The sequence below is a fragment of the Mesorhizobium sp. P2_B5 genome, from assembly GCF_056404775.1.
Genome location: NZ_JBFUDJ010000011.1, coordinates 37746 through 57657, shown reverse-complemented (window position 1 = coordinate 57657; position 19912 = coordinate 37746). Strand labels below are relative to the sequence as shown.

Annotated in this window: 19 protein-coding genes; 12 read left to right on the top strand and 7 right to left on the bottom strand. The window is 64.5% G+C overall.

Annotation, left to right across the window (positions count from 1 at the left end; translation table 11 throughout):
* Positions 1 to 60: 60 nt before the first annotated feature.
* Positions 61 to 1521 (bottom strand): phospholipase D-like domain-containing protein, encoded by a 1461-nt coding sequence (locus tag AC1D1N_RS26485; protein ID WP_477351990.1) that lies wholly within the window; start codon positions 1519 to 1521, stop codon positions 61 to 63.
* A gap of 70 nt (positions 1522 to 1591) precedes the next feature.
* Positions 1592 to 2161 (bottom strand): elongation factor P, encoded by a 570-nt coding sequence (gene efp / locus AC1D1N_RS26480; protein WP_112565024.1) that lies wholly within the window; start codon positions 2159 to 2161, stop codon positions 1592 to 1594.
* Positions 2162 to 2290: 129 nt separating this feature from the next.
* On the opposite strand from efp, the gene epmA reads away from it, so the two are divergent.
* The 7 genes from epmA to lpxK all read left to right on the top strand — a co-directional run bounded on the left by epmA (position 2291) and on the right by lpxK (position 9322).
* Positions 2291 to 3331: an EF-P lysine aminoacylase EpmA gene (gene epmA, locus AC1D1N_RS26475; RefSeq protein ID WP_477351988.1), complete on the top strand. Its 1041-nt coding sequence runs from the start codon at positions 2291 to 2293 to the stop codon at positions 3329 to 3331.
* A 410-nt stretch (positions 3332 to 3741) separates the two neighbouring features.
* Positions 3742 to 5085: a TldD/PmbA family protein gene (locus tag AC1D1N_RS26470; RefSeq protein WP_477351986.1), complete on the top strand. Its 1344-nt coding sequence runs from the start codon at positions 3742 to 3744 to the stop codon at positions 5083 to 5085.
* Positions 5072 to 5872, top strand: coding sequence for a 3'(2'),5'-bisphosphate nucleotidase CysQ (locus AC1D1N_RS26465; protein ID WP_477351984.1), 801 nt, complete (start codon positions 5072 to 5074; stop codon positions 5870 to 5872). Before AC1D1N_RS26470 ends, AC1D1N_RS26465 begins: the two co-directional genes overlap by 14 nt.
* Positions 5873 to 5939: 67 nt before the next feature.
* Positions 5940 to 6185 (top strand): DUF4170 domain-containing protein, encoded by a 246-nt coding sequence (locus AC1D1N_RS26460; protein WP_112564945.1) that lies wholly within the window; start codon positions 5940 to 5942, stop codon positions 6183 to 6185.
* A gap of 5 nt (positions 6186 to 6190) precedes the next feature.
* Entirely contained in the window at positions 6191 to 6979 is a 789-nt protein-coding gene (locus AC1D1N_RS26455) for a lysophospholipid acyltransferase family protein (RefSeq protein WP_352592571.1), read from the top strand.
* Positions 6976 to 8292, top strand: coding sequence for a lipid IV(A) 3-deoxy-D-manno-octulosonic acid transferase (waaA, locus tag AC1D1N_RS26450; RefSeq protein WP_192252905.1), 1317 nt, complete (start codon positions 6976 to 6978; stop codon positions 8290 to 8292). Before AC1D1N_RS26455 ends, waaA begins: the two co-directional genes overlap by 4 nt.
* Before the next feature lies 1 nt (position 8293).
* Positions 8294 to 9322, top strand: a complete 1029-nt coding sequence (gene lpxK / locus AC1D1N_RS26445; RefSeq protein WP_477351982.1) for a tetraacyldisaccharide 4'-kinase — start codon at positions 8294 to 8296, stop codon at positions 9320 to 9322.
* A gap of 31 nt (positions 9323 to 9353) precedes the next feature.
* Here lpxK and AC1D1N_RS26440 read toward each other — a convergent pair whose 3' ends face one another.
* Positions 9354 to 9587 carry a DUF2093 domain-containing protein gene (locus tag AC1D1N_RS26440; protein WP_112564953.1) on the bottom strand — a complete coding sequence of 78 codons (234 nt, stop codon included), beginning with the start codon at positions 9585 to 9587 and terminating at the stop codon, positions 9354 to 9356.
* 114 nt (positions 9588 to 9701) lie between these two features.
* On the opposite strand from AC1D1N_RS26440, the gene AC1D1N_RS26435 reads away from it, so the two are divergent.
* Complete coding sequence (locus AC1D1N_RS26435; protein ID WP_436259509.1) at positions 9702 to 10304, top strand: hypothetical protein; 603 nt, start codon at positions 9702 to 9704, stop codon at positions 10302 to 10304.
* A gap of 17 nt (positions 10305 to 10321) precedes the next feature.
* Here the strand turns inward: AC1D1N_RS26435 and AC1D1N_RS26430 are convergent, their stop codons facing one another.
* On the bottom strand, positions 10322 to 11248 hold the full coding sequence (locus tag AC1D1N_RS26430; protein ID WP_477351979.1) for a LysR family transcriptional regulator: 927 nt from the start codon (positions 11246 to 11248) through the stop codon (positions 10322 to 10324).
* Between the two features lie 92 nt (positions 11249 to 11340).
* Here AC1D1N_RS26430 and AC1D1N_RS26425 point away from each other — a divergent pair, with 92 nt between their 5' ends.
* Both AC1D1N_RS26425 and AC1D1N_RS26420 read left to right on the top strand, forming a co-directional pair.
* Positions 11341 to 12234, top strand: coding sequence for a DMT family transporter (locus AC1D1N_RS26425; RefSeq protein ID WP_436259511.1), 894 nt, complete (start codon positions 11341 to 11343; stop codon positions 12232 to 12234).
* A 145-nt stretch (positions 12235 to 12379) separates the two neighbouring features.
* Positions 12380 to 13135, top strand: a complete 756-nt coding sequence (locus tag AC1D1N_RS26420) for a hypothetical protein (protein ID WP_477351977.1) — start codon at positions 12380 to 12382, stop codon at positions 13133 to 13135.
* Positions 13136 to 13170: 35 nt separating this feature from the next.
* On the opposite strand, the gene AC1D1N_RS26415 is transcribed toward AC1D1N_RS26420, so the two are convergent.
* From AC1D1N_RS26415 to AC1D1N_RS26405, 3 genes are all read right to left on the bottom strand, one after another.
* The gene (locus tag AC1D1N_RS26415; protein WP_436259513.1) at positions 13171 to 13485 is read right to left on the bottom strand and encodes a DUF1905 domain-containing protein; all 315 of its coding nucleotides are present in this window, start codon (positions 13483 to 13485) and stop codon (positions 13171 to 13173) included.
* A 4-nt stretch (positions 13486 to 13489) separates the two neighbouring features.
* Complete coding sequence (mutL, locus tag AC1D1N_RS26410; RefSeq protein WP_477351975.1) at positions 13490 to 15364, bottom strand: DNA mismatch repair endonuclease MutL; 1875 nt, start codon at positions 15362 to 15364, stop codon at positions 13490 to 13492.
* 265 nt (positions 15365 to 15629) lie between these two features.
* Entirely contained in the window at positions 15630 to 16532 is a 903-nt protein-coding gene (locus AC1D1N_RS26405; RefSeq protein WP_477351973.1) for a LysR substrate-binding domain-containing protein, read from the bottom strand.
* A gap of 92 nt (positions 16533 to 16624) precedes the next feature.
* On the opposite strand from AC1D1N_RS26405, the gene AC1D1N_RS26400 reads away from it, so the two are divergent.
* Together AC1D1N_RS26400 and AC1D1N_RS26395 are read left to right on the top strand one after the other, a co-directional pair.
* The gene (locus tag AC1D1N_RS26400) at positions 16625 to 18175 is read left to right on the top strand and encodes a trimethylamine methyltransferase family protein (RefSeq protein ID WP_477351971.1); all 1551 of its coding nucleotides are present in this window, start codon (positions 16625 to 16627) and stop codon (positions 18173 to 18175) included.
* Positions 18176 to 18236: 61 nt separating this feature from the next.
* Entirely contained in the window at positions 18237 to 19886 is a 1650-nt protein-coding gene (locus tag AC1D1N_RS26395) for an ABC transporter substrate-binding protein (RefSeq protein ID WP_477351969.1), read from the top strand.
* Positions 19887 to 19912 lie beyond the last annotated feature (26 nt).

Genomic DNA, 19912 nt, shown 5'->3' with positions numbered 1-19912 from the left:
GATTCCTTGTTTTATGCATATCGTTCTCTCAAAACCGGGACCACTTTTGAGCGATATGCATTAAAGATAGGGCGATCCCAGCCATAGCAACCGGTCAAAGACACGGATGACAAATGACCGCGCTTTCAAGGTTGCGAGTGTGACGGGTTTGGCGGAAGCGATTGCGGCTCCGATGCGTGCTTCGATCTCGGTGGCAAAGCCTGCATCCAGCACCTCCAGGTCGATTTCGAAATTCAGCCGCAGCGACCGGGCGTCGAGGTTGGAGGAGCCGACATAGGCCCATACGCCATCGACCGACAGCAGCTTCGAATGGTCGAACGATCCTTCATGGCGCCAGACACGGCAATAATGCTTCAGCACCTGGTCGTATTGCGCCGTCATGGCGCGGCCGACCAGGAAGAGATTGTTGACCGCCGGCACGACGATATCGATCTCGACGCCGCGCCGGGCCGCCGTGGTCAGCGCGCTGATGAATTCCCGGTCCGGCAGGAAATAGGGCGACATGATGCGGATCGATTTGCGGGCGACGGAAAATGCGCCCATCAGCAATTTGTGGTTGGTTTCGATGCTGGCGTCCGGCCCCGACGCCACGGCCCGCACCAGGATCGGCTGACCGGGCGGCGGCGAGGGTTTTTCGACGTGCCAGACCTCGTCCTTGAGGACCTCGTTGCCGGCAAAGCGCCAGTCCTCGACGGCAACCGCAAACAGGTCGGCCACGACCGGTCCAGTGACCTGGAAATGCGTATCCGCCGAACTGGCGGTTCCCGCGAATTCGGCCGAGAATCCCTTGCGGATGTTCATGCCTCCCGTGAATGCGACCGCACCGTCGACGATCAGGATCTTCCTGTGCGTTCTGAGGTTCGCATAGGGAAGTCTCAGGCCCATGACGATGTTGCCGTTGAAGAGGTCGACGGTGACGCCGGCTTCCCGGAGAGTCGTCAGGATGCTGGGCACGGAGTAGCGCACGCCGACGGCATCGATCAGCACGCGCACCGTGACGCCGCGCCGAACCGCGCCGGCAAGCGAATCGACGAAACGCTGCCCGATCTCGTCATTGTCGAAGATATAGGTCTCGAGCAGGACGCTGCGCTGTGCCTCGTCGATCGCCTTGCGCATGGCCGCGTAAGCATCGTCGCCCGTCCTCAGGATGGTGATTGCGTTTCCCGAAAGCAGCCCGCGTCGCGCCACCCTGTCGCCCAATGTCTTCAGGCCGGCAAAGCGTTGGCCGAATTCGGCTGAGATCAGCGCTTCGAGCGCAATGTCGCGGTCGTGTTTGGCCGTCTCGGCTTCGCCCGCCACGGGCCTCATGGCGCTGATCGTGGCGCGGCGGATGCGGTTGATGCCGGCGATGGCGTAGATGATGGCGCCCAGGAACGGCGACAAAATCATCACGCCCACCCAGCCTGTGGCGGCGCGCACGTCTTCCTTCGTCATGATGGCGTGGACGATGCCGATAGCGGCCATCAGCATCGGAATGATCACGAGGATCAGGGGCCAGTAGGTCACAAAGGTCTGCCACATCGGCAGGACTATCGAGCCAGCCGCCGCAGAAGGCAATGGAAGGGATTGACGAGGACTGGGGCTTGGCGCCTCAGTCCTTCGCCCGCTCCACATAGGAGCCATCGGCCGTCATCACCACCACACGGGTGCCGGCGCTGATGTGCGGCGGCACTGCGGTGCGCACGCCGTTGGACAGCACGGCCGGCTTGTAGGAGGACGAGGCCGTCTGGCCCTTGGTCACCGGCTCGGTCTCGACCACCTCGAAGGTGGCGCGCTGCGGCAGCACGAGGGCAATGGCGATGCCGTTGAACTGCGAGATCTGCACCGCCATGCCTTCGAGCAAATAGGGCGCCATGTCGCCGACGACGCTTTCCGACACCGCGACCTGATCGTAGCTCTCCGGGTTCATGAAATGATAGCCTTCGCTATCGGCGTAGAGGAAGGTGTGCTCGCGGTCCTCGACATAGGCGCGCTCGACCTGCTCGGTGGTGCGGTAGCGCTCCGAAACCTTCACCCCGTCCGAGATGCGGCGCATGTCGAGCTGGGTGACCGGCGTGCCCTTGCCAGGGTGGATGTTTTCGGCAAAGAGGATCACGTAAAGCTTGCCGTCCTTGTCGACGACGTTGCCTTTACGCAGGGAACTGGCGATGACCTTCACCACGGTTTTCAATCCTAGACTTCGTTGGCCTGAAACGATTGTTCGGCGCAAATCGGCTGCGAGAGCCGTCGCCGTAGCGCATCTTGGCGCGAACCGCCAGCCCTGTCAGCAATTCCGTTGCCCGGCAAAGCCATGACCGAGGCCTCGCCCTGGTGGACGCCGGATGTTCACGCCGACCGCCGGCCGCGGCTGATCGCCCGCAACGCCATCGCGGCCGCGATGCGTGACTGGTTTGGCGAGCGCGATTTCATCGAGGTCGAGACGGCGGCCCTGCAAATCTCGCCTGGCAATGAGGCGCATCTTTCGGCTTTCGCCACCGAGGCAATTGCTTCTGACGGCGCACGCCGGCCGCTTTATCTCCACACCTCGCCGGAGTTCGCTTGCAAGAAGCTGCTGGCCGCTGGCGAACAGCGCATTTTCACTCTGGGTGCGGTCTGGCGCAACCGCGAGCGCGGCCCTTTGCACCATCCGGAATTCACCATGCTCGAATGGTACCGGGTCGGCGAGACATATGAGAGCCTGATGGCCGATTGCGCCGAGATGCTCAAGCTGGCGGCTGAGCGGGCCGGCGCTAAAACCTTCCGCTTTCGTGGCCGCGAGGCCGATCCGTTCGCCGAGCCGGAAAGGCTGAGCGTGGCCGAAGCGTTTACGCGTTATGCGGGCATTGACCTTCTTGCCACGGTGGCCGCCGATGGCAGCACCGACCGCGCCGCGCTCCAGGAAGCGTTGATCAGAGCTGGCCTTCGCACCGCTGAGGATGACAATTGGGCCGATTTGTTCAGTCGAGTGATGGTCGAAAAGGTCGAGCCGATACTGGGGCAGGGGCGCGCCACCATCCTATACGGCTATCCGATCTCGGAGGCAGCCCTTGCCCGGCGGAGCGCCGAGGACCCGCGCGTTGCCGAGCGCTTCGAGCTCTATTGCTGTGGCGTCGAGCTCGCCAACGCTTTCGGCGAACTCACCGATGCTGCCGAGCAGCGACGGCGCTTCGCCGCCGAGATGGACGAGAAGGAGCGCGTCTATGGCGAGCGCTATCCGCTGGACGAGGATTTTCTTGCAGCGCTGGCCACCATGCCACAAGCCAGCGGCTCGGCGCTCGGTTTCGACCGGCTGGTGATGCTGGCGACGGGGGCAACCAGGGTCGACGATGTGATTTGGACGCCGGTCGCCTAAGAGGCGGGCGGGGGCGGCTATACGCCTCCGCGGCCGCTTTTGGCTGCCGTGGCGCCAGCAGGTTGGCGACGAAAAGCGGGACTATCGGATCTACACAGTTCGTTCTGAAATGGATGCGATCCGGCCGCGCTGGAATCCGTGCGCAATAAATTAAATCAACTTGATCTCTTAAAGCTGCGTTCTGTGGAAAGGGGTTGCTGTTTCGAGAAAGTTCGGAGCCTTGCCTCCGCGCAGTCGGCTTACCATCACCACCGCCTTGGCCTGGCGCTGCTGATGGGCTTTCGCGGCTCGCTCGGGCGCTATGCCGCAGCGGCGCAATTGCCCATGCGCCATTGCACAAGCCGCAGCGGGACAATAGATGGTGCAGCAGCCGCTACCGCCCGGCGCGGCTTGAAGCCAGGACCATGCGCATGACCGATACATCAGACGCAGCGAAATTGACCGACCGCGTCGCGGCTCTGGTCGAGGCTGCCAAGCGGGCCGGCGCCGACGCCGCAGATGCGGTTGCCGTGCGCGGCCGCTCGACCGGCGTGTCGGTGCGGCTGGGCAAGGTCGAGAGCACCGAGGCCTCCGAGGGCGACGATGTCTCGTTGCGCGTCTTTGTCGGCAACCGGGTGGCGAGCGTATCGGCGACGGCGGCATCGGACCCCAAGGCGTTGGCCGAGCGCGCCGTGGCGATGGCGAAAGTTTCGCCGGAGGACCCCTACCAGGGTCTTGCCGATCCGGCTTTGCTCGTCGGCAAGGTGCGCGACCTCGATTTGTTCGACGCCACCGAGGTTTCGGCCGATCAGTTGAAGGAAGCGGCCCTGGCTGCCGAGGAAGCAGCCCTTGCCGTAAAAGGCGTCACCAATTCGGCCGGCAGCGGCGCCAGCGCCGGGCTGGGCGGGCTGGTGCTCGCGACGTCGAACGGCTTTGTCGGCCACTATGTCGCCTCGCGCTTTTCGCGCTCGGCCAGCGTCATTGCGGGCGAGGGCACCGGCATGGAGCGCGATTATGAATATTCCTCGCACCAGCATTTTTCCGATCTCGATGCGCCCGAACTGATCGGCCGCAAGGCCGGTGAACGCGCCGTGCGCCGCCTCGGTGCCCGCAAGGCGGCGACCGGTCCGGTCAACGTGGTGTTCGATCCGCGCGTCGCGCGCGGCATTGCCGGCCACCTTGCCGGCGCCATCAACGGCGGCTCGGTGGCGCGCAAGACCAGTTTTTTGCGCGAGATGATGGGCAAGCAGGTCGCCTCGGCTGACATCACCGTCACCGATGAGCCGCTGCGGCGCCGCGGCCAGGCCTCGCGTCCATTCGATGGCGAAGGCGTCGAGGGTGAAAAGCTGCTGATGGTCGAAAACGGCGTGCTGAAGCACTGGTTCCTGTCGACGTCCGCCGCGCGGGAATTGGGACTGACCACCAACGGACGCGGTGCGCGCAGCGGCTCCTCGGTGTCGCCGTCATCGACCAATCTCGCTATCGAGCCGGGCGACAGGACGCCGGAAGATCTGATCAAGTCGCTGAAATCAGGCTTTTACGTCACCGAAGTGTTCGGCCAGGGCGTCGACATGGTGACCGGCGAATACAGCCGCGGCGCGTCCGGCTTCTGGATCGACAATGGCGAGCTTGCCTATCCGGTGGCCGAGGTGACTATCGCCTCCAATCTGAAGACGATGTTCCTCAACATGGTGCCGGCGAGCGATCTCGACCGCAATTTCGGCACCGCCGCACCGACGCTGCTGATCGAAGGCATGACCCTTGCCGGCGCGTGACCCGGTCATATCGGCTGCAGAAGACCTTGAGCTTTTGCGCGATGCCGCCCGCGAGGCCGGCGCCATCGCCATGCGCTATTTCGGCAAAAACCCGCAAGTATGGATGAAGGGCGGCACCTCGCCGGTCAGCGAGGCCGACCATGCGGCTGATGCCTATCTGCGCGAGACCCTGCTCGCCGCTCGGCCGGATTATGGCTGGCTGTCGGAGGAAACCACCGATGATCCGGCGCGGCTGCTGACGCGGCGCACCTTTGTCGTCGATCCCATCGACGGCACCCGCGGCTTCCTCGAAGGTCTGCGCTCCTGGTGCGTCAGCGTCGCCGTGGTCGAGGATGGCCGCACGCTCACCGGCGTGCTCGAATGCCCGGCCAAGGACGAAACCTATTGGGCGCTGCCCGGACAGGGCGCATTCCTTAATGGCAAGTCCATTGCCGTGCGTCGCTTGGGCGAGACGGTCGAGATCGGCGGTCTGAAACAGCTGATCGACCGGATGCCGGCCGAATGGCTGCGCCGGGTGCAGCGCGCTGCCCATATTCCCTCGCTCGCCTACCGGCTGGCGATGGTCGCCAACGGCACGCTCGACGCCACCTTCGTCAAGCCCAACGCGCATGACTGGGATATTGCCGCCGCCGATCTCATCTTGCGCGAGGCCGGCGGCGCCGTGCTCGACGGGCAAGGCCGTGCGCCGGTTTATGCCGGCGAGATCATCCGCCACGGGGCGCTGGTCGCCGGCAGCGGCGAGCTGCTGACCGTGCTTGCCGGCGTCATTGCCGGTACGGAAGCGTGATCGAGGTTCCAAAGTCGACGGCTTTGGTCTAGACCTGTCACAAACTCACAATATGTGAAGGACCGAAATGCCCGCGGAAGACGGAAAGAAACAGCTTTTGCACCTGGTGTTTGGCGGCGAGCTGAAGAAGCTGGGTGGCACCGAGTTCCGCGATCTCGACGCGCTCGACATCGTCGGCGTCTATCCGGACTACCAAACCGCGCACAGCGCGTGGAAAGCCAAGGCGCAAGCCAGCGTGGACAATGCCCATATGCGTTATTTCGTCGTTCATCTGCATCGGCTGCTCGACCCTGAAAGCAAGGCCGGCAGTTGACAGCGATGGAGCATGAAGCGGTGAAAGGGCAGCCCACCGGCGCCGCGGTCAGAAGAAGACGCGGCGGCAGCACGAAGACGTTCTGGCGCAAGATCCGCGAGCCATTGGCGCAGTCGCGAATCGTCAAGAGCATCATCGTGAGCCTGCTCGCCTGGTTTGTCCGCCTGGTGCGCCTGACCAACCGCATGGTCGAAGGCTCGGCGCAGTTTTCGGGCGGCGCCTACGCCAAGTTCGAGCCTGGCATCATCGCGCTCTGGCATGGCCAGCATCTGCTCACCCCGGCCTATTATCCCAAGGGACGGCCGCTGGTCGCCATGGTCTCGCGCAGTGCCGATGCCGAACTCAACGCGCTGATGATCGAGAAATTCGGCATCGAGGCGGTGCGCGGCTCCGGCGGCCGCGAAAGCTCGAAGCACCTCGACAAGGGCGGCGCCAAGGCGCTCATTGCCCTGAAAAAGTCACTCGTCGCCGGCAAGAACGTCGCCATGATCGCCGACATTCCCCACGGCACGCCGCGCGACGCGGGGCTTGGCATCGTTCTCCTGGCGCGGCTTTCGGGCCGGCCGATCATGCCTGCCGCCATCGCCACCAGCCGCCGCAAGGTGCTGGAACGGAGCTGGGACAAGACAACCATCAACCTGCCGTTCGGCCGCTCCTCGATCGTCATTGGAACGCCGGTGTTTGTGCCGGCCAATGCCGACGAGGCCGAAATGGAGCGCAAGCGCCAGGAAGTCACGGCCGCGCTCAATGCCGCAACCGCCGAGGCCTATCGCCTCGTGGACGGCAATCCATGAGCGAGCGCTGGGCGCGCGCCTTCCTGACGGCGTATCGCTTCGCCGGCGCGGCCGCCTATCCGCTGATAGGCCCCTATGTCGCCTGGCGGACATCGCAGGGCAAGGAAGATCGTAGTCGCAGTCGCGAGCGCTACGGCGTCGCCGGGCGGCCGCGTCCCGAAGGCCCGGTGATCTGGATCCATGCCGCAAGCGTCGGCGAGACCATTGCCGTCGTGCCGCTGGTGCAAAGCATCCTCGATTACGGCGTCAACATCGTGCTGACGACGGGCACGGTGACTTCGGCGCAGGTCGCCGACGAACGGCTCGGCGACCGCATCATCCATCAATATGTGCCGCTCGACCTCAAGCCGGCGGTAAGCCGCTTCCTCGATCACTGGCGGCCGGACCTGGCGATCATCGCCGAATCCGAGATCTGGCCGATGACCATCCTCGAACTCGGCGCACGTCGCGTGCCGCAGGTGCTGGTCAATGGCCGGCTGTCCGACCGCTCGTTCAAATCCTGGAAGAAGCGCGCCAACATCGCCGAGGCGCTGTTCGAGAACCTCGCCCATGTCGTTGCCCAGTCTGATGTTGATGGCGAACGGTTTCGCGCGCTTGGCGCCCGGCCGGTCACCGTGTCCGGCAACCTCAAGGTCGACACGTTGCCGCCGCCGGTCGACGAAAGGACTCTGGCGACGCTGAAGCGCCAGATCGCCGGCCGCCCGACCTGGGCGGCGATCTCGACCCATGACGGCGAAGAGGTGGTCGCCGCCGAGGTCCACGCCATGCTCTACAAGCGCCACCATGGCCTGCTGACGATCATCGTTCCGCGCCATCCCGACCGCGCCGAAGCGCTTGCCGCGCAGATTTCCGGCATGGGCCTGAAGCTGGCGCGGCGCAGCAAGGGCGACCGGATCACCGCCGACACCGATATCCTGCTTGGCGACACGATCGGCGAGATGGGGCTTTATCTCCGGCTGACGGAAATCGCCTTTGTCGGCCGCTCGCTGACCTCGGAAGGCGGCCAGAACCCGCTGGAGCCGGCCATGCTCGACACCGCGGTGCTTGCCGGCCGCAACGTCCAGAATTTCCGCGAAGCCTATCAGCGTCTGCTCGACAGTGGCGGCGCCAAGCTGGTGCGCGACCGCGACATGCTGGCCGGCGCCGTCAATTTCCTGCTGAGCAATGAAGTAGCCCGCCATGAGATGATGGCGGCCGGTGCCGCCACCGTCGACCAGATGCGCGGTGCGCTGGCGCACACACTGAAGTCGCTCGAGCCTTATATCCAGCCGCTGATCGTCAAGTCGCGCCTGAAGGGCGCCGACGGGCGCTAGGGTGGCGTCCGAAGCGCCACCTTTCTGGTGGGAAGCGCCGGACTGGCGGGTCTTCGCGCTGTCGCCGCTGTCAGCGGTCTACGGCATGGTCGCCGGCCGCCGCATGCGCCGCGCGCCGCGCGAAAAGATCGACGCGCCAGTGCTTTGCGTCGGCAATTTCACCGTCGGCGGCAGCGGCAAGACGCCGGTGGCCATCGCGCTGGCAAAGCAGGCCAGGCGCATGCAGCTCAATCCCGGCTTCCTGTCGCGCGGCCATGGCGGCTCGTTCGCGCAGCCGCATGTCGTCGACATCAATCACGACGCCGCCAAACATGTCGGCGACGAGCCGCTGCTGTTGGCCGAGCATGCGCCGGTTGCGGTGAGCCCCAACCGCGCCGCCGGCGCCAAACTGCTCCTGGAAGCCCATGGCTGCGATTTCCTGATCATGGATGACGGCTTTCAGAGCGCGCGCATCCATATCGATTACGCGCTGGTCGTCGTCGACGCCCGCTACGGCATCGGCAATGGCTGCGTCATTCCGGGTGGGCCGCTGCGCGCCAACATCGTCGATCAACTGGTCTTCACCGACGGGCTGCTGAAGATGGGCGAGGGCACCGCCGCCGACCAGGTGGTGCGCCAGGCCGCGCGCGCCGGCAGGCCGATCTTCGAGGCGCATGCCGAGCCCGGCGGCAAGCAACGCTTCGCCGGTCGGCGTTTCCTCGCCTTTGCCGGGATCGGCCATCCCGAAAAATTCTTCGACACGCTGCGCGACGCAGGCGCGGAGGTGGCGCTGAGCCGGTCGTTTCCGGACCATCATTTCTATGCCCCTGACGAGCTCACTGAGCTGGCGGCAACCGCCCGCCGCGAGGGACTGGGCCTCGTCACCACCGCCAAGGACGCCGCCCGGCTGCGCCATGGTGCAGCCTCGGCCGAATTCCTTGGCCAACTCGACGTGCTGGAGATCGACGCCATGTTCGAGCTCGACAACGTGCCCGAACGCATCATCGACGAGACGCTGGACGCGTGGAGGCAGCGCAAGCTGCGGGGCTGAGTTCGGTCCGGTCCGGCAGGAGTGGCTGGCGTCAGCGCCGGCTGCGCAGTTCCGGATGCGTTTCGATCTCGCGGCGCAGCGAGGCGGCGGCGCTGACATAGGGTTCCTGCCTGGCGACGCTCCAGTATTTCAGCTCGTCCAGCGGGATGCTCTCGCCGGTCACCGCGCAGCGCACGAATGCGCCGGGGCTGGTGACCTGGAAATCGCCGTCGAGATAGCGGATCCGGGCTTCCTTGCCGCCAGGGCCTTCGAAACGGTTCATCATCGGGTGGTGCCAGAGTTCATGCTGATTTCATCGCCATAAATTGCCGGCAAGGTCAAGCTTGACGCAATGCTGAGGCTCTATTGTCGCGCCGCAAACCATTCTCATGGGACCGGCATGGACATTTCATCGGCCCGCCTGACCGCTCTGCTGCGCGAAGCCATGGTATTGGCGGCGGTGCCGTCGGCGAACGCCGACCCGGCGAAAACGGGCCTTGTCAAGGCGCTGGCGCAACCGCCGGCGCCATCCGGTGCTCCATTGCAGCCGGCGGCGGTGCCAGCGCTGCAGGCCCAGTTGTCCGCCACCCCTGCCAAGGCGCAGCAGACAGGATCTGCCGAAATCCTGCAGGCCTATCTGGCAATTGCCGAACCAGGCGCCGGGGCGCCAGATGCTGCGGGGCGGCCGATACGGGCCGTGGCGGCAGCACCGGCAAACGACGACGCACAGCATGGTTTGCCGGCGTTGCCGCCAAGGACCGACGATGGCGCTGCCGCGAAACCCGCAGGCCTGCCATGGCTTGCCTTTCTCGTCCCTGAAGTTTCGCCGCAGTCTCGTGCCTCCGCAACCAATGCAGCGGCGAAACGAGGGCAGGCGACGCCTCGATCGAATGGCGCAGTCCAGCCCGAAAGCCAGCAAGAGATGCGTATCGGGCTGATGGCGGTGGGGACCGGGTTTTTGGCTGTCGCGATTATCGGGTTCGTCCTGCTGGTGCTTCGCTGAGCACCGAACGATCGTCGCTAGCGTTCGGCTTCGAGGAACGCTTCCATCTTTTCCATCGCCAGCCCCGCCTCGACGGCGATGCGGCGTGAAAGTTCGGCGGCAGCAGCACGCGGCCGCCCCAGCGGCCGGTCGAGCCAGTATGACACCGGGTTCAGCGCCGTGCGTTCATCGACAGCGACGATGCGGCCCGCCTCCAGCTGTTGCCCGGTCAATGGCGGCCGCGCCAGCGCGATGCCGAGCCCATAAGCGGCGGCATCGAGCACCAGATTGTAGTCCTCGAAGCGGCGGTCCTGCGGGCGCGGGCGGTAATCCATGCCATGAGCGGCAAACCAGGCGCGCCAGCCCGATGCGTCGGAATCGTTGATCAGCGGAAATTTGAGCAGCCGGGCAGGGTCGCCACGGCCGATCTCGCGGGCAAGGCCAGGTGCGGCGACGGGAAAGACGTATTCCTCGAACAGCTGCACCGAGATCCGGCCCGGAATGCCGCCGCGCCCGCAGCGGATCGACAGGTCGATGCCTTCATCGGCAAGGTCGGCCTGGCGGATGTCGACGTCGAGCACAATACGCAGCTTGCTGGGATTGTTCTCAAGCGCCGCCATGCGCGGCATCAGCCACAGCCCGCTGACCGAGGGGATCGAGGTCAGCCGCACCACGGCGGTGCCGCGCGGCTCGACCCAACGGTCGGAATGGCTGGAGATCAGCGCAAAGGCTTCCGCCGTGCGCAGATGCAGACGGTTGCCCTCGATGGTCAGCGAGACGCCGCGCGCGCCGCGGTCGAACACTTTCAGGCCCAGCCAGTCCTCCAGCTTGGCGATTTGCCGGCTGACGGCGCCATGCGTGATGTTGAGCTTCTCGGCGGCGGCCGAAAAGCTCCCGGTGCGCGCCGCCGCATCGAAGGCGCGCAGAGTCTCGAGCGGCATCATTGTGTCTGAGCTGTGATCCATAGTCACAGGTGATCCTCGATTTGATCGTTTGTCAACGGCGTCGAAAAGGCGCTTTCTGGCTTTCGAGACCCAAGAACACGGAGGACAGTGAGATGAGCGCAACGACCAGCACGTCGAATCCGACACAGCGGATGGACGCCACGGCAGCCATCGCCGTGGCGCTGACGGTGGTCGGCTGGGCGTCCGCCTTTCCCGCGATCCGCGCCGGCCTCGCCGCCTTCGGGCCGCTGGAACTCGGTGCGCTGCGCTTTGCCATCGCCGCGGTACCGGCGGCGATCTTCCTTGCCGTCAAGCGCCCGGCGCTGCCGCGGCTCGACGAAGTGTGGCGGCTCGCCTTTGGCGGCGCGATTTTCGTCGCGCTCTACACGGTCATGCTCAACTACGGCGAACTGACCGTATCGGCAGGTGCGGCCGGCTTCATCATCAATGTCAGCCCAATCTTTACCGCCATCATGGCAATGGCATTGCTGGGCGAACGCTTCTCAGGGTGGGCCTGGTTCGGCACGGCGATTTCTTTCGCCGGTATCGGCATCATCGCCGTGGCCGACGGGAATGGCTTGCACTTCGACACCGGTGCGCTGCTGGTTCTTGGTTCCGCGCTGTGCTCGGCCGTCAACACAATCGTTCAAAAGCCGCTTTTTGCCCGCCATCACCCGCTAACCATCTCGGCCTCGAACATGATCCTTGGCGCACTTTGTTTAGCGCCCTTTCTGCCAAGCGGCTTTGCGCAGGCAGCGGTCGCCAATACAGCCGGGATCGGCGCCGTGATCTTTCTTGGCATCGTGCCCAGCCTGATCGCCTATGGCGCCTGGGCAACCGCTCTGTCGCGTCTGCCGGCCGCCCGCGCTTCAAACTTCCTCTATCTGGTCTCGCCGATGTCGGCCCTGATCGGCTTCTTCTGGCTCGGCGAAGTGCCGACGCTGCTCGGCATCGTCGGCGGTGCGCTGGCGCTTGGCGGTGTCATCGTGGTGAATTTGAAGCGCTAGATCAGAGGGTTGGACGCTTTTCCCGAATCAAAATGAGAGCCGTTCCGGAGTTTCACAGCTCACGAGACGGCCGGCTGTCGCTGCGGTGCAGACATGACCCCACCGGCTGGCTATGGTGAGTTGAAATTCACACGGGGGGGTCGGGATGGTCAGGCAGTTCGTATCGGCCGTTTTTTGCTTGCTGCTGCTCAGCGGCAAGGCCACGGCTGGTTGGTATCACGTGGAAAACTACGAAGGTTCCATCGGTCCCGATCCCGTCCATCTCTCCTTGCAGACCTACAGTTTCGGCAGCGGCATCACTGTCCAGGGCAGCTACTTCTATGACGCGAAGCAAAGTCCGATCGCGCTCTACGGCAAAGCCAGTGGCGCCGGCCTTGCGCTTTGCGCGATTGCGGATGACGAGGAGTTCGAGCGCGTCATCGTCATGGGCAAAAAAACGGGCCTTGATACCGCTGGATGCCCGTTTTCTCTCGAGCTTGGTGACGGTGTCTTGACGGGCAGCTGGAGCAAGGGCGCCGATAAATTCCCCGTCAATCTCAGGAAGGTCGCGGGCCTGGACGACACCGGCGAGGGGAAGGTCGAAGGAACCGTCGAGATTCCCTTCTGGGCGCAGACGGCCACCGACCGGTTTGCCGGGATCTACACGAAAACCGACAACGGGATCTGCATGACGAAAATGCAGGTCATCAACAAGAAGCGGAAGGAGGCCATACAGACCATCAAATTCGGCGGCGACCTTTGCAATGCGGGCATGCTGATGACACCCATCTACTGGAACGTGCAGAAGCAGACAGAACGCGGCAAGGACATCATATCCGTGAATTTCTACGACGGCCGCGCCGGGTATGAGGAGGAGTATGTCTCTGACCGCAAGACCAAGAAGTATCGCCTGAAGAAGTGAACGCCTGTCAACATCATCGCCCACAGGCGGCATCATTATCGTCCGCGAAGGTGTATCGCCACGGAAGCGGAAATCGAATCGCCTGCCGTTAGATTGCACTTGCGCCGGACGTCATCCTTCAACGGCAAAAGATAGCTGCCGTCCTTGGGAAACAGCGATGTGCCGAACGTGACGCCATTGATGGTGGCCTCGACAGGTATCACCCCCCAGCCATAGGTCGCGAACTTCGCCACCTTTTTGATCTCTTCGCCATACTGCTCGGGGATTGGCGCGAAGAAGTATGGCGAAGGGCCCCGCCAGTAGATCACCTCGGCTTCGAACTGGAACCGGAGCGTCGTCTCGCCACTCACGGGCCTATCGCCGCCCGAACAGCCGCTCGATATCGGCGAGCTTGAGCTCGATATAGGTCGGGCGGCCATGGTTGCATGTGCCGGATCCCGGCGTCGCCTCCATCTGGCGCAGCAGCGCGTTCATCTCTTCGGGTTTGAGCAGGCGGCCGGAGCGCACCGAGCCATGGCAGGCCATGGTCGCCGCAATCTTGTCCAGGCGCTCCTTCAGCGTCTCGACCGTGTCATTGTCGACGATCTCGTCGGCGAGGTCGCGCACCAGTTGCTGGACATTGGTTTCGCCCAGCATCGACGGCGTCTCGCGCACCGCCACCGCGCCGGGGCCGAAGCGCTCTATGCCGAGGCCGAAGCGGGCCAGCGTCTCGGAATGCAGGGCCAGGCGCTCGGCGTCCTCTTCCGGCAGGTCGACGATTTCAGGCAAGAGCAGCATTTGCGAGGGCACGGCGCGGGAATGCAGCGCATTCTTCAGTGCTTCGTAGACCAGCCGTTCATGCGCCGCGTGCTGGTCGACGATGACAAGCGAATCCCTGGTTTGCGCGACGATGTAGTTCTCGTGTACCTGCGCGCGGGCCGCACCCAGCGCCGTGCCGAGCAGCGTCTCGGCCGCGTCGGCTGAGCCGGCACGCGCATCGGCGCTGGCAAGCGGCCCGGCATCGAACGCCGCCTGGTCGTTGTCAGCAAAGCCGTTTCGTTGCGCCCTTGCTTCGCCGTGACCCATATCCAGCGGTCGCTGTGGCGAGCGCGATGGGTCGAAGCCGCCGGAGCCAGACGGCCGGTAGGCCGCGTCATAGCTGCGGTGGCCGTTGGCCGGGCCGGCATGGGCATAGGACGCAGCGCCCGGCCGGAACGCCGCCATCATGCCGGCAGCGCCCGATGTGGCGGCGCGGATGCCGGCATTGGCCAGCGCCTCGCGAATGGCGCCGACGATCAGCCCGCGCACCAGGCCGGGATCGCGGAAGCGCACATCGGCCTTGGCCGGATGGACGTTGACATCGACGGTCGCCGGATCGAGCGTCAGGAACAGCACGGTGACCGCGTGCCGGTCGCGCGGCAGCACATCGGCAAAGGCGCCGCGGATGGCGCCGGCGATCAGCTTGTCGCGCACCGGCCGGCCGTTGACATAGGCATATTGCTGCAGCGCGTTGGCGCGGGTGAAGGAGGGGATCGAGACATGGCCGGTCAGATGCACGCCGTCACGGCTGGCATCGATGGCGATGGAATTGTCGGGGAACTCGGCGCCCATCACCTGGGCGACGCGGCGCAGGCTGCCTTCCGCGCTGTCGTCGGTGGCTGGCAATTCCAGCGTCGAGCGGTCGGAGCCGGCGAGCGTGAAGCGCACGGCGGGGAAGGCGATGGCAATGCGCTTGACCACGTCGCTGGTGGCCGAGCTTTCCGCCCTCTCGCCCTTCATGAATTTGAGCCGGGCGGGCGTGGCGAAGAACAGGTCGCGCACCTCGACCGTGGTGCCTCGGTTGGCCGCCGCCGGTTTGACCGCCGAAACCCGGCCGCCTTCGATGCCGATCTCGGCGGCAGCGTCGCCGGTGGCCGTGCGCGAGCGGATCGACAGCCGCGCCACCGAGCCGATCGACGGCAGCGCCTCGCCGCGAAAACCGAGCGAGCGGATGTCGTGGATGTTGTCGGCTAGCTTGGAGGTGCAATGGCGCGCGATCGCCAGCGACAGCTCCGGTTGGGGGATGCCTGAGCCGTCGTCGGTGACGCGGATCAGATTCAGTCCGCCGCCAGCGGTGACGATCTCGACGCGGGAGGCGCCGGCGTCGAGCGCGTTTTCGACCAGTTCCTTCACCACGCTCGCCGGACGCTCGATGACTTCGCCGGCGGCGATCTGGTTGATCATCGTTTCGGAAAGCTGGCGAATGGGCATGGGGCACTATAGGCGGATTCGAGGGGTGTGCGGAAGCATTCAGTGCATGCCGAACATCGGAGACGCCAGCGGGACAGCCCCCCCTCTGGCCTGCCGGCCATTTCCCCCGCAAGGAGGGAGATTGGCAGCTGCACCGCTTCCGCCAGCCTTTCGACGTTGAAAATTGGCGAAGGTCGAGGCGATATCCGATCTCCCCCTTGCGGGGGAGATGTCCGGCAGGACAGAGGGGGTGTGCAGGAACGCCGCCCTCATGTGTGCGCCGAACTCAAGCCTGCGCAGCCAGCCAGTCCCTGACCTTGCGCGCATTCTCGCTCAATTCGCGGTTCTTCGGCCAGACCACATAGAACGCCTTGCCGGTCTTCAGCACGTGATCCGTCACCGGCACCAGCAGGCCTGTTGCCAGCAGCCGTTCGGCCAGATGCCGCCAGCCGAGCGCGATGCCCTGGCCCTCCATGACGCCCTGGATCACCAGGCCGTAATCGTTGATGCGCAGGCCGCGTGCGGTGTCGCCGAGGCTGCCGCCGGCCGACTGGAACCATTCGTCCCAGCTTGCCGCCTCGCGGTAGGGTTCCTCGAGGTGGATCAGCCGGTGCGTGGCCAGTTCCTCGACGGTTTTCGGCATGCCGAACTTCGCGAGATAGCTGGCGCCAACGACCGGGAAGATTTCCTCGTCGGCCAGCGGCAGCGAATGATAATCGGCCCAGTCGCGCGGTTCGCCGCCGCGCACGGCAAGTGGAATGCCCTCTGCGATGATGTCGAGGTCGCGGTCGGCGGTCTGGATTCTGAGATCAATGCCCGGCAGTTCATCGCGGAACTGCTGCAGGCGCGGCATCATCCAGAACGAGCCGAAGGCGGTCGACGCCGCCAGCGTGACGTGACCGCCGGTCACCTGCAGGCGCAGATCCTCCGCCGACTTGCGGATGTGCGATAGCCCCAGCGAGACATCGGCATGGAAACGCCCGCCGGCTTCCGTCAGGATGACCTGGCGGTGACGGCGCTGGAACAGCTGGGCGCCAAGCTGCTCCTCCAGCCCGCGCACCGCATAGGAGACGGCGGCCTGCGTCATACCGAGCTCACGCCCGGCGGCGGTGAAGCTCGACAGCCGGCCCGCCGCCTCGAAGACGATCAGGCTGCCGGCCGAGGGCAGGAGGTGGCGCAGGCTTCGCATAAGCTGAGCTTATACAAGCGATCAGGATTTTCCAGCGTCACATCCATATTTCATCTCGCTAACGTGGCTGGAGAAGACGCAAGGGAGGTTCCATGAACGCACCGGCCGCTGAACTGACCGAGCAAACCCACCGCCGTGGTGGCGGCCGCCTTGGACGCAAGGCGCTGAGGAGCGCCCCCGTCACCTCGTTCCCGACGCTGGTCCGCGAGATCCCCACCTATCAGATGGTCCCGGACGAGGCGGTGGAGCTTATCCACCAGGAGTCGCTCGCCATCCTCGAAGAGGTCGGTTGCGAATTCCGCGACGACGAGGCGATCGCCATGTGGAAGGCGGCCGGCGCCGATGTGTCCGAGACACGTGTCCGCATCGACCGCGGCCTGTTGATGGAACTGGTCTCGAAGGTCCCGCCGGAATTCACCCTCAATGCGCGCAATCCCGAGCGCACCGTGCGCGTCGGCGGCAAGAACTGCATTTTCGTGCCGATGTATGGCGCACCCTACGTGCGCGACCTCGACAACAACAGGCGCTACGGCTCGCTCGCCGACCTCAACAATTTTCACAAGCTAGCCTATATGGCGCCGGCGCTGCACTCGTCGAGCTCGGTCATCTGCGAGCCGATGGAAATTGCGGTCCCGAAGCGTCATCTGCACATCATCCATTCGGCGCTGAAGCATTCCGACAAGCCGTTCATGGGCATCGTCACCTCTAAGGAACGCGCCGAGGACACGATGGCGATGGCGGGCATCGTCTTTGGCGAGGAGTTTGTCCGCGACAATCCCGTGCTGGTGTCGATCACCAACTGCAATTCGCCGCTGGTGTGGGACGCCACCATGCTGGACGCGATGAAGGTTTATGCGCGCAGCAACCAGCCGTTGATCCTGGCGCCCTTTGCGCTGTGCGGCGCCTCGACCTCGGCGTCCGCCGTCGGCGCGGTGGCGCAGGTCAATGCCGAAGCACTGGCCGGCGTCGCCTTCACCCAGCTGCTGCGGCCGGGTTCGCCGCAGATCTACGGCCAGTTCATGGTGACCGTCGACATGAAGACCGGCGCGCCGATGGGCGGCACGCCGGAAGCGGCACAGATGATGTATCTGATGGGCGCGCTGGCGCGGAAATACAAATTGCCCTGGCGCACCTCCGGCTTCCATGTCGGCTCCAAGCTCAACGACGCCCAGGCAGGCTACGAATCCAACATGCTGATGCATGCCGCGATCCTCGCCGGCGCCAATTACATCTGGCATTCCGCCGGCTGGCTCGAGGCGGGGCTCACGTGCGGCTATTCGAAATTCGCCACCGACTGCGAGCAACTTGTCGGCTGGTACAAATATGCCGGCGGCCTGCCGTTCGACGATTTCAAGGAGGCGATGGCTGCGATCCGTGAGGTCGGGCCGCAGGGTCATTTCCTTGGCACCCAACATACGCTCGAGCATTTCGAGTCCGCCTTCTTCATGCCCACCATCATGGACTTCAACTCCTACGAACAGTGGAAGGCCGAAGGCGCGAAGGACCACGACACGCGCGGCCGCGAGAAAGCTCGCAACATGCTCGCCGACTATGAGGAGCCGAAGCTGGATGAGGGCGTCGCCGAGGGCCTCAGGGAATTTATCGCGCAGCGCGAGGAGAGGCTGCCGGACAGCGTCAGCTGACAGGAAACAACGTCAATCGATAACGGGCAAAGACCCGACGGGAACCGCAAGGGAGAAAGACATGGCACTTTTCAGGAGCAACGGCGATCGCGTGCCTGATACCATCGAGACGATGGCGCAAGAGACGCGTGCGGGCCGTGTGGACCGGCGCGAATTCCTGGCGCTGGCAAGTGCGTTCGGCGCCTCGACGGCGCTGGCCTACGGCATGATCGGCCTCGCCGCGCCGGGACAGGCCTTTGCCGAGGAGCCGAAGAAGGGCGGCACGCTGCATATATCGATGTCGGTCAAGGCGCAGAAAGATCCACGCACCTATGACTGGGTGGAGCTCGCCAATATTTCACGCTGCTGGCTGGAGCCGCTGGTCCGCTACACCAGGGAATTCACCTTCGAGCCGGTGCTGCTCGAAAGCTGGGACGTCAATGACGACGCCACCGAATACACGCTGCATGTGCGCAAGGGCATCACCTGGAACAATGGCGATGCCTTCAACGCCGATGACGTGGTCTTCAACGTGACCCGCTGGTGCGAGAAGGCCGTCGCCGGCAATTCCATGGCCGCGCGCGTCGGCGGGCTGATCGATGAAAAGTCGGGCAAGGCGAGGGACGGCGCAATCACCAAGGTCGACGACTTCTCGGTCAAGCTGACGCTCGGAGCGCCCGACATTTCGCTGATCCCCAACCTCACCGACTATCCCGCGCTCGTCGTCCACCGCAATTTCGATGCCGACGGCGCCGATCCGGTCAAGAAGCCGATTGGCACCGGGCCCTTCGAATTGGTGTCTTACGATGTCGGCCAGAAAGCGGTGGTCAAGCGCCGCGAGAACGGCAAATGGTGGGGCGGCGAAGCGCCGCTCGATAGCGTCGAATTCATCGACTACGGCACCGACTTCAACGCTTCCGTGAACGCATTCGAATCCGGCGAGATCGACCTCAACTTCGAATCGCCGGCTGACTTCATCGATATCCTCGACAAGATGGGGCTGCAGAAGTCTGAGGTCGCAACGGCGACCACGCTGGTTGCCCGCACCAACGTCACCCACAAGCCCTATGACGACCAGCGTGTGCGCAACGCGCTGCAGATGGCGGTCGACAACCAGGCGGTGCTGGAACTCGGCTATGCCGGGCGCGGCACCGTCGGTGAGAATCACCATGTCAGCCCGATCCATCCGGAGTATTTTGCGCTGCCCAAGAAGGCGCGCGACGCCGCCGGCGCCAAGAAGCTGATGGCCGATGCCGGCCAAGCCGATTTCGAGCACGAGCTGATCACCGTCGAGGACGATTGGCAGAAGAATACCGGCGACGCGATTGCCGGACAGCTGCGCGACGCCGGCATCAAGGTGAAGCGCACCGTGCTGCCGGGCTCGACCTTCTGGAACGACTGGACGAAATACCCATACTCGATGACCATTTGGTACATGCGCCCGCTCGGCGTCCAGGTGCTGGCGCTTGGCTACCGCACTGGCGAAGCCTGGAATGAATCGGCCTATTCCAACCCGGACTTCGATGCCAAGCTGAAGCAGGCGCTGTCGCTGATCGATGTCGAGAAACGGCGCGAGGTGATGAAGGATGTCGAGCAGATCTTGCAGGATTCCGGTGTGATCATTCAGCCGTTCTGGCAGAAGCTCTACAGCCACATGAACAAGAAGGTGAAGAACTACGGCGTCCACCAGACCTTCGAGATGGACCTGCAAAACGTCTGGCTGGACGGCTGAGACGGCACACACCAGGACTTCATGAG